This is a genomic window from Bradyrhizobium sp. (assembly GCF_027451485.1).
Classification (GTDB): Bacteria; Pseudomonadota; Alphaproteobacteria; order Rhizobiales; family Xanthobacteraceae; genus Bradyrhizobium.
Map to the genome: position 1 here is coordinate 1 of NZ_DAIDJE010000082.1, position 12,287 is coordinate 12,287.

Genomic DNA, 12,287 nt, shown 5'->3' on the forward strand with positions numbered 1-12,287 from the left:
GCGGCTACCCCGGATTGGCCTTCAATCCCGCCGCTTCGATGCCGGCGATGGCGCAGATCTCGTCATTGTCGGAGGTGTCGCCGGAGACGCCGACCGCCCCGAGCAGCGTCGTACCGCTTTGGATCAATACGCCGCCGGGCACCGGAACCAGGCGCCCTTCGGCGAGCGAGTTCACCGCGCTGACGAAATAGGCCTGCTCCTGTGCGCGCTGGAACAATGCGCGCGAGCCCATGCCCATGGCGAGCGCGCCGTAGGCCTTGCCGTGGGCGATCTCGGCCCGCATCAGGCTGGTACCGTCCTGGGCCGCGGTGACCTTCACCGCGCCGCGCGCATCGAGCACGGTGATGACGAGCGGCTTCAGCTTCTTTTCGACCGCCTTCGCCAGCGCGGCGTCGAGGATCTTGCGGGCGACATCGAGGGTGAGTTCGGACATGGGCGTTCCTTGTATTGCGTGAAGAGGATTTAAGAGCTTGCGGCCTCCCTGTCGAGGCTCATCGCCAGCGCGCACGCGACATGGAGCGCGTCGCGTTCGGTGCCGTCCTTGATCTGGTGGCGGCAGGAGGTGCCGTCGGCGATCACGAGGGTGCCCGCGTCAGCGCGCCGCACGGCGGGCAGCAGCGACAACTCCGCCATCTCGATCGAGGCGTCGTAGGTGTCGGCGCCGTAGCCAAACGCGCCCGCCATGCCGCAGCAGCTGGACTCGATGGTCTCGACCTTCAGATCCGGGATCAGCCGCAGCGCCTGCTCGACCGCCTTGAACGCACCGAAGGACTTTTGGTGGCAGTGACCGTGCACGATGGCTTTTTCCGCGATCGGCTTCAGCGGCAGCGACAAACGCCCGGCCGCGGCTTCGCGCACCAGAAACTCCTCGAACATCAGGGCTTGCGCGCTGATGGTCTTCGCGGTCTCGTCCGAGCGCAGCGACAGGAGTTCGTCGCGCAAGGTCAGAAGGCAGCTCGGCTCGAGGCCCACGATCGGCACGCCACGCGCGGCGAACGGCGCGTAAGTCGCAACCAGCCGGTCGAGCTCGGCGCGGGCATGATCGACGAGACCAGCGGAAAGGAAGGTGCGGCCGCAGCACAGCGGACGGTTGCCATCCGTCGGCTTCGGGATGTGCACGCGGTAGCCGCCCGCGACCAGCACTTTCAGCGCCGCGTCGAGGTTTTCGCGTTCATAGGTGCGATTGAAGGTGTCGGCGAACAGAACGACTTCATGGCCGTTCGCCGGGCCGAACACTTCGTCGTGCGGATCGAACACGTCGCGCCGGAAGGCCGGCAGCGTCCGTTTGGCGCTGATGCCGGCGACATGCTCGAACAGCGCGCGCAGGATCCTGCTGTTGTTGCGCAGGTTGGCGAGCGGGGCGAAACGCGAGAACACCGGCGCGTAGCGCGGGAGAAATCCGACCAGCCGGTCGCGCAAGGAAAGGCCATGCCTGGCCTGCCGCGCCGCCAGCACCTCGATCTTCATCTTGGCCATGTCGACGCCGGTCGGGCATTCGTGGCGGCAGGCCTTGCAGGACACGCAGAGCTTCAGGGTGTCCATCATCGCATCGGAAGAAAGTGCGTCCGTACCCAACTGGCCGGAGATCGCGAGCCTCAGCGTGTTGGCGCGGCCGCGCGTGACGTCCTTTTCGTTACGTGTGGCGCGGTAGGACGGGCACATCACGCCGCCCTCGAGCTTGCGGCAGGCGCCGTTGTTGTTGCACATCTCGACCGCGCCCTGGAAACCGCCGCCCGCGCCGGGCCACGCCGACCAGTCGAGCGCGGTCTTCAACTCGCGGACGGCGTAGTCCGGCGAATAACGAAACAGCGAGCGGTCATCCATTTTGGGAGGATCGACGATCTTGCCCGGGTTGAGCACATGGCCTGGATCGAAGCGCTCCTTCACTTCCCTGAAGTCGGCGATGATGCGTTCGCCGAACATGCTCTCGTGAAATTCCGAGCGTACCAGGCCGTCGCCATGTTCGCCGGAATGCGAGCCCTTGTATTCGCGAACGAGCGCGAAGGCTTCCTCGGCGATGGCGCGCATCGCCTTGACGTCCTTCTCCAGCTTCAGGTTCAGCACCGGGCGCACGTGCAGGCAGCCTTCGGAAGCGTGCGCATACATGGTGCCGCGAGTGCCGTGCCTGGCGAACACATTGTTCAGGCGATTGGTGTAGTCGGCGAGATGGGGCAGGGGCACCGCGCAGTCCTCGACGAACGAAACCGGCTTGCCCTCCTGCTTCATGGACATCATGACGTTGAGACCCGAGGTGCGGAAATCCGCAATCGCGGTCTGCACAGCCGGCGCGATGACATCCACCACGCCGCCCCATTTGCGGGTGCCGTTGTTCCAGGAAAAGCCGAGGTCGCCCATCAGTTCAGAAAGCTGTTTCAGCTTTTGCAGATTGTCCGCCTGGTCTTCCTCGGCGAACTCGACGATCAAGAGCGCGTCCGGATCGCCTTTCACGGTGGCCTCGATCACGGGCCTGAACATCGCGATGTCGCGGCCGAGCGCGATCATGGTGCGGTCGACGAGCTCGACCGCGATCGGCTTGAGCTTGACCAGATGCTGGGCGGAATCCATCGCCTCGTAGAAGCTGCCGAAATGGCAGACGCCGAGCACCTTGTTGCGGATCACGGGCCACAGCTTCAACTCCACCCGCGTGGTGAAGGCGAGCGTGCCTTCCGAGCCGACCAGCAGATGCGCCATGTTGTTCGGTGCGTTGCGCGGAGTGAGCGCATCGAGGTTGTAGCCGCCGACACGGCGCTGCACTTTGGGAAACTTGTCCGACACTTCGGCGGCCTCGCGCGCCCCGAGCGCCAGCATGTCGCGAAACAGCGCCGTCGCCTTGTCCCCGGAATTCGATGCTGCCGGATCGCGCGACACTTCGCCGAAATGCATCAGTGTACCGTCGGCCAACGCCGCATCCATCGACAGCGTGTTGTCGCGCATGGTGCCGTAACGCAAGGAACGGCCGCCGCAGGAATTGTTGCCGGCCATGCCGCCGATCGTGGCGCGCGAGGCTGTCGACACGTCGACCGGAAACCATAGCCCGTGCTTCTTCAGTTGCCGGTTGAGATCGTCGAGCACGATGCCGGGCTCGACGACGCAGGTCCGGTTCTCGACGTCAAGCGAGACGACCTTGTTGAGATGCTTGGAGAGATCGATGACGATGCCATCATTGATGGTCTGGCCGCATTGCGAGGTGCCGCCGCCGCGTGGGGTCACCTTGCGCCCTGCATCGCGGCTGATTGCGAGCGCCCGCAGCGCCTCGTCGGTGGTGCGGGGGACGACGACGCCGGCGGGCATGATCTGGTAGAACGAGGCGTCGGTTGCGTAGCGACCGCGGCTGAAGGAATCGAAGAGGACGTCGCCCGTGATTTCGCGCGAGAGCCGGTCCCGAAGCCTGACGTCCGTATCGGTCATTCTGTCTCCGCTAAAATCGGTCTGACTCACCTCGCCCCGCGTGCGGGGAGAGGTCGGATCGCGTCGAAAGTGGCGATCCGGGTGAGGGGGACTCTCCGCAAAGCACCATTACGCGGACATCCCTTACCCTAAGCCTCTCCCCTCAAGCAGGGAGAGGGAGCGCTGCTCACTCATGATCGTTGCGCGCCCTAATTTTAATTGCCGGAACGGCTCTCCAATTTGAATGCAAAAAATTTCGCGGCGGAAGGGAGAGCAACCCCGATTGAACCCATCAAGCCAGTTCGGGAGCGGTGGTGCCGTCACCCGTCTTGAGGTGCTCGAGCGCAGCCGTACGCTTGTTGCGGAGGTGGCGGAACAGGATGTCCGATAGTTCGCTTCCGGCGCGGCGGCGGAGCGCCTCCAGGATCATCTCGTGCTCGCGCATGGCCTCACCCCAGCGTTCGCGCTTGCGGGCGAAGTTGGCGGAGTAGCGCACGCGGCGGATGCGGCCGGCAAAGCCGGCGTAAGCCACCTTCAGTGTTTCATTGCGCGAGGCTTCCAGGATCTTCTGATGGATCAGCTGATTGACCTGAAAATAGCCGTGCATGTCGCGGTGCAGATAGAAGCCGTACATCTCGTAGTGCAGCCGCTCGATTTCGGCGATTTCCTCATCGGTGATGTTCTCGCAGGCAAGCCGGCCGGCGAGGGCTTCGAGGCCGCCCATCACGTCGAACAATTCCAGAAGGTCCCTCTCGCTTAAGGCCCGCACCCGCGCGCCGCGGTTGGGCAAGAGCTCGACCAGGCCCTCGGCCGCCAGGACTTTAAGCGCCTCGCGCAACGGCGTGCGCGAAATGCCGAGCATTTCGCAAAGCTGCCGTTCGGGGATGCGGCCGCCGTCCGGGATATTGCCCTCGACGATATGGTCGCGCAGCCGGGTAAGGATTTCGTCGTGCAGGGATTGTTCTTCCCGCGGGCTCTCGCCGCCCAGGACGAGTGCCGCCGTACCGCTGGGAATCATCGGTTTCATGCGAGGGAACATACGAGAGCGAAGGGCCGGCGTCGACCCTTTTTGTGTACAAAGTTTTGGTTGATGCCGCTAAAAATGAATGCAATATGGGCGGCCGGCCTGAAGGCGAAACCGAGGAGCACCCCCATGACCAAGCACCAGGGACGCCATTTTCTGAACATCCCGGGCCCGAGCCCGGTCCCTGACCGGGTGCTTCGCGCCATGGACATGCCGGTCATCGACCACCGCAGCGCGGAATTCGCCGAGCTTGGCAAGGCCGTGTTCGAGGGCTGCCAGAAGATTTTCCAGACCAGGGGCCCGGTAATCGTGTTTCCGTCGTCCGGCACGGGCGCCTGGGAAGCGGCGATCGTCAACACGCTGTCGCCCGGCGACAAGGTGCTGATGGTCGAGACCGGTCATTTCGCCACGCTGTGGCGGCAGATGGCGGCGCGCTGGGGTATCGACGTCGATTTCATGCCGGGCGACTGGCGTCACGGCGCAAGCCCTGCAGAAATCGAGGAGAAGCTGAAAGCCGACAAGTCGCACGCCATCAAGGCGGTCATGGTCGTGCACAACGAGACCTCGACCGGCGTGACCAGCCGGGTCGCCGAGATTCGCGCAGCCATGGACCGGGCCGGCCATCCGGCGCTGCTTCTGGTCGATACGATTTCCTCGCTCGGTTCGGTCGATTTCAGGCACGACGAATGGAAAGTCGACGTCACCGTCTCCTGCTCGCAGAAGGGCTTCATGCTGCCGCCAGGTCTCGGCTTCAACGCGATATCGGAAAAGGCGCGCGCGGCTTCGAAAACCAACAAGATGCCGCGCTCCTATTGGGACTGGGAGGAGATGCTCAAGCCCAACGCGAACGGCTTCTTCCCCTATACGCCGGCAACCAACCTGCTTTACGGTTTGCGCGAAGCGATTGCCATGATGCTTGAAGAGGGCCTCGATAACGTCTTCGCGCGCCACAAGCGTCTGGCGGCGGCAACGCGCGCGGCGGTGACGCATTGGGGGCTCGAAGTGCTGTGCCAGGAACCGGCGGAATATTCGCCGGTGCTGACCGCCGTCTTGATGCCGCCGGGGCACAACGCAGACGAATTCCGGAAAGTGACGCTCGAGAAATACAACATCTCGCTCGGTTCCGGCCTGTCCAAGGTGGCCGGCAAGGTGTTTCGCATCGGACATCTCGGCGAATGCAACGAATTGACTCTGCTAGGCGCGCTGTCGGGCGTTGAAATGGGCCTGTCGGCGGCGGGCGTGCCGCACCGCGCGGGCGGGGTCGATGCCGCGATGAAGTCGCTGGAAAATGCCGACAAGTCGAATGCGCCGACCCATCTGAAGATGGTCAAGCCTTAAGTCGGATAGGCAAGGCGATGCTGGCGAAGCATCGTTCCGTGAAGCGGGTCTGACGTTCCTTTCAGTTTCGCAGAGGCCTCGTCAAACGACATCAGAGTCAAGGCTTCACTGGATCAGATGTCTAGCCGGTCTCCTTTTGGTTCTGACGCTCGCAAACGAACGCGCCGCGACGGAACACGAATGTCGGAACCTGGACCGGGGCGATTGCGTAAGCGGCGGCTGCCGATCTAAACACGAAGAAAAGCAGGTAGGGAGAGTTCATGATGGAAGGCCAACAGTCGCGCCGCAGCATGGGACGATGGTACATCCTGGCCCTTATCTGCCTGATGTACCTCATCACCTATCTGGACCGCGTCAATATCTCGGCGGCGGCCCCGATCATCAGCAAGGAATTCGGCTTCAACAAGATCACCATGGGCGTGATCTTCAGCGCATTCGTGTGGGCCTATGCGCTGTTCCAGGTGCCGGGCGGCTGGCTTTCGGATCGCTTTGGCGCAAGGCCGGTGCTCGGGACCATCGTAGCGTACTGGTCGGTGATGACGGCCGCGACGGCGGCGGCAACCGGCGCGGTGTCGTTCATCGCGGTGCGATTCCTGTTCGGCGTCGGCGAGGCCGGCGCCTTTCCGGGAGCGACGCGCTCGATGCAGCTTTGGTATCCGCGCGAAGAGCGCGGCTTCGTGCAGGGGGTGACGCATAGCGCGAGCCGGCTGGGCGCGGCGATCGCCCCGCCGCTCGTGGTCTTCATCATGACGAGTTGGGGCTGGCGATCGGCTTTCTATGTCTGCGGCGTGCTTGGATTCGCGTGGTCGATCTGGTGGTATCTGTCCTATCGCAATCTGCCGGAAGAGCATCCCAGGGTGAATTCCGAGGAGCTGAAGCACATTCGCGGCGTCGATGCGACCGGCGCGGTCAAACCGGCGTTCATCGAGCGCAAGGCGGCATCCGTTCCGTGGAGCACGCTGCTGCGTTCGCCGAACATGTGGGCGATCATGTGCGCCTATTTCACCTACGTCTATTGCCTGTGGATCTTCCTGAGCTGGCTGCCGTCCTATCTGGTCGAATTCCGGCACTTCACGCTGATCAAGGTCGGCCTGTTCGCGTCGATGCCGCTGTTTGCCGGTGTGATCGGCGATACCGTCGGGGGGCTCGCGACAGACTGGCTGTTGAAGAAGACGGGCAACACCAGGATTGCGCGCCGCTCGGTCGCCATCATCGGCCTGCTCGGATGCTGCTGCTGCATCGTGCCGGCCGCGCTCACCGAGAACGCCTACACCGCGATCTATTGCCTGACCGCCTCGATGTTCTTCCTGGAATGCACGATCGGTCCGTCCTGGGCCGTCCCGATGGATGCCGGCGGCAAATACTCGGGGACAGTCTCAGGCATGATGAACATGGCCGGCAATTTCGGCGGGGCGCTGTCGCCGCTCGTGTTCGGCTTCCTGGTCCAATACGGCAACTGGCAGGCGCCTTTCATCGTGGCGGCGGTTCTTCTGGTCGTTGGGGCCGGCGTCTGGGCGTTCTGGCTCGACCCTGACCACTCGGTGCTGGAGACGAGCGATGCTTCGCCGGTTGGCGTGGAGCAGCGGGCGTGAGGCGCGCCTCGGGACTTGCGGAGGCGGAGGAATTTCCCATAACACGGCCGTCCGGCGCGCCGCCGGCGGCCTCAAACGGTTGGCGGTAAGTCTATCCATTCTTATGCATTGACGGCATCGGCCGGGTGGGGGATTAAGGCCGCCAATAGTTGAGCGGCTGCGCTGAGATTTCCGGGAAGGACGCCCCATGGCCCTGCACACAGGACGGCATTTTCTTCAGATTCCAGGCCCTACCAATATACCGGACCGGGTCCTTCGGGCCATGGACATGCCGACCCTGGACCACCGCGGTCCGGAGTTCGCCGAACTCGGTTTTGCGGTGTTTTCGGGCATGCAGCGGATTTTCCGCACCTCGCAGCCGGTGATCATCTTCCCGTCCTCGGGCACTGGCGCCTGGGAAGCGGCGATCGTCAACACGCTCTCGCCCGGCGACAAGGTGCTGCTGGCCGAGACCGGTCAGTTCGCCGTGCTGTGGCGCGGCATCGCCGAGAAATTCAAGCTCGATCTCGAATTCCTGCCGACCGACTGGCGCCGCGGCGCCGATGTCGCCGAGATCGAGGCGCGCCTGGCCGCCGACAAGTTGCACCAGATCAAGGCCGTGCTGGTCATCCATAACGAGACCTCGACGAGCTGCGTTACCCATCCGCTCGACGTGCGCAAGGCGCTGAACCGCACCAATCATCCGGCGCTGTTGATGGTCGACACCATTTCCGGGCTCGGCTCGCTCGAGTATGAGCACGACGCCTGGGGCATCGACGTGTCCGTCGGCGGCTCGCAGAAGGGCATGATGCTGCCGCCGGGGCTGAGCTTCAACGCGGTCTCCGAGAAGGCGCTGGCGGCTTCGAAGACCAACACTTCGCTGCGGTCCTATTGGGACTGGCACGACATGATCGCAATCAACAAGAGCGGGACCTTCCCCTATACGCCGGCGATCAACCTGCTGTTCGCGCTGCGCGAGGCCATCAAGATGCTTGAGGAGGAAGGCCTCGAGAACGTCTTCGCCCGCCACAAGCGCCATGCGGCCGCGACCCGCGCCGCGGCGAAGGTCTGGGGTCTTGATCTCGTCTGTCTCGATCCGAATGCCTATTCGCCGGCGCTGACCGCGGTGATGACGCCCGAGGGCCATGATGCGGACGCGTTCCGAAAAGTGGTGCTGGAAAACTTCGACATGTCGCTCGGCACGGGACTCGGCAAGCTCAAGGGCAGGGCCTTCCGCATCGGCCATATCGGCCACTTCAACGATCTGATGCTGATGGGCACGCTGTCGGGCGTCGAAATGGGGCTTGACCTTGCCAAGGTGCCGCATCGCAGCGGGGGCGTGCTCGCCGCGATGGACATCTTGAAGAGCCGCGACGTGGTTGCCATGCCGCAGACCAAGGCGGCGGTGGCGTAACGCCAGTCTGAGCAACAAAAAGAGAAGGAGTGCGAGATGAACGCCCCCGTCACTGCGAATGAAGATCTGATCTACAAGGTTGAAGATGGCATCGCGCGGATGACCTTCAACCGTCCGCAGGCGCGCAATGCCCTGACCTTTGCTATGTACGAGCAGATGGCCTCGATCTGCGAAAGCATCAACGCCGATCGTTCGATCAAGGCGCTGATCATCACCGGCGCAGGCGACAAGGCGTTTGCCTCAGGCACCGACATCTCGCAGTTCCGCGCCTTCAAGACTGCGCAGGACTCGCTGGACTACGAAGCGCGGATCGACCGCGTGCTCAGCGCGCTCGAGCAGTGCCGCGTGCCGGTGATCGCGGCCATTGCCGGCGCCTGCACCGGCGGTGGCGCGGGCATCGCAGCCTGCTGCGACATCCGTATCGGCACCGAAACGACACGCATCGGCTTTCCGATCGCGCGCACGCTCGGCAATTGCCTGTCGATGTCGAACATCTCACGGCTCGTGGCCCTGATTGGGCCGGCGCGCACCAAGGATCTGATCTTCAAGGCGCGTCTCGTCGAAGCGCCCGAAGCGCTCGCGCTCGGCCTGCTCAACGAGGTTGTGCCCGACGTCGAGGTGCTGCAGCGCCGAGCCGACGAGACGGCAAAGCTCGTCGCCGGCCATGCGCCGATCACGCTCGAGGTCACGAAAGAAGCGGTGCGACGGATTCGCCGGACGCTTTCCCGCGACGAGGGCGAGGACCTGATCCTCAAGGCCTATATGAGCGAGGATTTCCGCGAGGGCATGGACGCCTTCCTCAACAAGCGCGCGCCGAACTTCAAGGGGAAGTGAGCGCGGGCCACAGGTTCGACCGTCTGATCGCAGCCAATAAAAAAGCCCGGCCGTAAGCCGGGCTTTTGTTCGAGAGGCAGTGGCGCTAGGAAGTAGAAGCTGCGGTGGCAAAAAGGCCCCGACGCCTTCTTAACGGTGGCGCGATCTGATGTACCGCTGCAGGCGAATGCCCGGCGGGGCGGATGGTTTTGCCTTCGACCAAGCAACTTTGAATCGAGCTCACTGATAAAAAAGTACGCTTTCGTTAGACTACGCGAACTGCCAAGGTCGGCGCGTCTGCCGTTCCGCCACGCTCCCGAACTGCTTGCTGTGCGGCCTTCTTCTGCGGCGCGACCTGGCACCAGCGGCCATTCTCAAACGTCACCATCCCCATTCATCGATGCCGATGACCTTGAGAGGATCATCCGGCGAACGGCTGCGGCGTCGGACGACACGCAGGAGCCCTTGCTTACTGGCAGCATAAGCCGCGGTCGACCGCCAAGCGCCAGACCCAGGTAATGGACGATGAGTCCAGCCTCGCCACGCGTTGCGCCGATGGAGCCAATATCCCGTCGGCGAAACGCTCAGTGAAGATCTGGTGTCCGATTCGGACGCCCGGACCGTGATGACGGCCTTATCACCCTCTTAGCACGCACTCTCTACAACAAACCCACGCGGCGCCAGACTGGAGCGCTGGAGTACTTGCTGCATGGCGCTGTTCTCCTTCAATCAATGCGCCAGAGGTCCCTCGACCTAGTGAGTAAGACCCCTATAGATCGGTTTGTTGCGCTGGCTGCTTTGGAATGAAGCAGGTTGGTTGGGATGCTGGTCGTAGAGACGACAGCGCGGCGGCGGCGTGCTGCCGTCGGAGCCGGCCAGGTTCCACGACTTCGACTGAGACGATCACGGACGCCGGCAACGCTTGGATCGACGCCAACATTACGGCTTCGTAAGATTTCCGAATTGCACGTTACATTTCCAGGCAAGTAACGGGGGGCGTCGAAGAAAATGGCCGCACACGTGACGGCATCACCTGTGACGCTCGCGCGCGCACTAATTACGATATAACGTAACCTCATATCGCTATTACGTTTTGTCGTAATCGTAGCGAACGAAATCGCAAGCCTCAGATAAACCTCAGGTACACTGAGATACGGGAATCTAAGGCTGTTTATCTGGCGTACGCGCGGCGGTTCATGCGGCCATACAGCGCAGCATGGCGACGGTCGCCGGCGCGGCGGTGCCGATCGCGTCAGCGTCGATTCCGGCTATCAGCGTGACGCCGGCCAGCCGACTGAAGGCAACCCGATGATGGGAAGTTGTGACGGTTGCGCCGCCGGATTGGAGGCCCGGCGGCATCCAGGCCGCCGGAGCTACGCCGCCGCTACCGGCTCGTGCCGGTTCTGTTGGCTTGGGTTTCGCGCGCTTAGCGACCGGCCGCAGGTGGGTTTCCGAATAGCCGGGCCAGCGCTCGCGGGCGGCGTCGATGTCGTATCCGGCGATGACCGCGGCGACGGTCGCATAGTCGAGGCCGCAGCGCGTGTTCGGTGATGACTCGTGGGCTGGTCGCTACTATGAGCTCAGGCTCATTCGCGGCGAGTTCCTGGAACAACTTAAACGCTGCGTTTGCGAGCCTCTCCGACCTTCCTCTGATCTCATGATCCTGCTCTTCCAGATCTGGGAGAAAGTCCGCGTTCAACGGCAACGCCGCCATTCGCCGGCAGTCGATCCGGAGGCCGATTGCTGCCCCAGCTTGACCGCCTCTTCCTTCGAGATCTCGATCTCGCCTTTTATCGCCTCTGGCGCGCGTCATCGTGAATCCGTCGAGGCCGCTGGCATTCCGGTGACAGAGCGAGGTTCGAAAGACAAGGGTTACTCCGGCCACGGCTTGCGCAAGGCGTCAGCAACGATCGCCGCTGAGAGCGGCGCAAGCGAAGCGGAACTGAACGCCTGTTCGGTAGGTCCGGTCACCAGATGCCCCAGCTCTACACCAAGAAAGCCGACCGCAAGCGGCTTGCCGCGCGCGCCATGCATAACTGGACGCGCCCCTCATTCGACGAGGGAGCGGCGGAACCGCAAGTTGCATATTTGCAACTCGAAAAAGAACGCCTCTAGTTAGTACCTCGCTACCACCGGTCCGCCGAAGTGATAGTTCACGCCAACCCGCAGCAGATTGTCGGTGAAGTGCGAAGAGTAGGACAGGCCAGGAAGCTGGCGGGGCGTCACGAGGATGCCGGTAAGCGGCACCGGCCCCGCACCGACCGTGCCGAGGTCCATGTAAAGATATTCGAGCTTGGCGGTCCAGTTGCCGCCGATGTGACCTTCGACGCCGGCGCCGGCCGTCCAGCCAGCTCGCGTCGAGGAAACACCGGAGAGGACGACGGTCGTATTGCCTGTCGCGCCGTTGCCGGTCACGGTGCCGTCGACATTGACTTGGCCGTAAGCCAGACCGCCGGTGGCGTACAAGAGCACATCGGGCGTCGCAAGAACGCCGATGCGACCCCTGACGGTGCCAAACCACTCCAGCTTCTGGTTCAGATTGGTCACAATATCCGTGCCGACATCCGCGCAGCCAACGCACGTGATCGTCGAGGATCCCCGCTCACCGCTGCCCTGAATATCCGCCTCAAGACCGACCAGCCAGTTGGTGACCTGCCAGTTGTAGCCGGCCTGGGCGCCGCCGATGAAGCCGTCGGCGTTGTTGCTGGCGCCGTTGGTTCCGATCAGCGGAGCCGGCAGC

Annotated in this window: 10 protein-coding genes; 4 read left to right on the top strand and 6 right to left on the bottom strand. The window is 63.3% G+C overall.

The features are described 5' to 3' along the window. Positions 1–4: 4 nt before the first annotated feature. The 3 genes from NEZ08_RS11190 to NEZ08_RS11200 all read right to left on the bottom strand — a co-directional run bounded on the left by NEZ08_RS11190 (position 5) and on the right by NEZ08_RS11200 (position 4,405). A complete protein-coding gene (locus NEZ08_RS11190; protein WP_298106811.1) occupies positions 5–433 on the bottom strand; it encodes a heme-binding protein in 429 nt (142 codons plus the stop codon). Positions 434–462: 29 nt separating this feature from the next. After that, positions 463–3,408: an FAD-binding and (Fe-S)-binding domain-containing protein gene (locus NEZ08_RS11195; RefSeq protein ID WP_298106813.1), complete on the bottom strand. Its 2,946-nt coding sequence runs from the start codon at positions 3,406–3,408 to the stop codon at positions 463–465. A gap of 271 nt (positions 3,409–3,679) precedes the next feature. Then, on the bottom strand, positions 3,680–4,405 hold the full coding sequence (locus NEZ08_RS11200; protein WP_298106827.1) for a GntR family transcriptional regulator: 726 nt from the start codon (positions 4,403–4,405) through the stop codon (positions 3,680–3,682). A gap of 135 nt (positions 4,406–4,540) precedes the next feature. Between NEZ08_RS11200 and NEZ08_RS11205 the strand changes: the two genes are divergently transcribed. From NEZ08_RS11205 to NEZ08_RS11220, 4 genes are all read left to right on the top strand, one after another. Then, complete coding sequence (locus NEZ08_RS11205; RefSeq protein WP_298106814.1) at positions 4,541–5,749, top strand: alanine--glyoxylate aminotransferase family protein; 1,209 nt, start codon at positions 4,541–4,543, stop codon at positions 5,747–5,749. Between the two features lie 260 nt (positions 5,750–6,009). After that, on the top strand, positions 6,010–7,341 hold the full coding sequence (locus NEZ08_RS11210; protein WP_298106816.1) for an MFS transporter: 1,332 nt from the start codon (positions 6,010–6,012) through the stop codon (positions 7,339–7,341). Between the two features lie 187 nt (positions 7,342–7,528). Then, the gene (locus NEZ08_RS11215) at positions 7,529–8,734 is read left to right on the top strand and encodes an aminotransferase class V-fold PLP-dependent enzyme (protein ID WP_298106818.1); all 1,206 of its coding nucleotides are present in this window, start codon (positions 7,529–7,531) and stop codon (positions 8,732–8,734) included. Between the two features lie 36 nt (positions 8,735–8,770). Continuing rightward, positions 8,771–9,568 (top strand): enoyl-CoA hydratase/isomerase family protein, encoded by a 798-nt coding sequence (locus tag NEZ08_RS11220; protein WP_298106820.1) that lies wholly within the window; start codon positions 8,771–8,773, stop codon positions 9,566–9,568. A 1,173-nt stretch (positions 9,569–10,741) separates the two neighbouring features. Here NEZ08_RS11220 and NEZ08_RS11225 read toward each other — a convergent pair. The 3 genes from NEZ08_RS11225 to NEZ08_RS11235 form a co-directional block, all read right to left on the bottom strand. Beyond that, entirely contained in the window at positions 10,742–10,906 is a 165-nt protein-coding gene (locus NEZ08_RS11225) for a hypothetical protein (RefSeq protein ID WP_298106821.1), read from the bottom strand. 513 nt (positions 10,907–11,419) lie between these two features. Beyond that, the gene (locus tag NEZ08_RS11230; RefSeq protein ID WP_298106823.1) at positions 11,420–11,581 is read right to left on the bottom strand and encodes a hypothetical protein; all 162 of its coding nucleotides are present in this window, start codon (positions 11,579–11,581) and stop codon (positions 11,420–11,422) included. A gap of 81 nt (positions 11,582–11,662) precedes the next feature. After that, the coding region (locus NEZ08_RS11235) for an outer membrane beta-barrel protein (RefSeq protein WP_298106825.1) at positions 11,663–12,287 on the bottom strand (625 nt) is incomplete at its 5' end.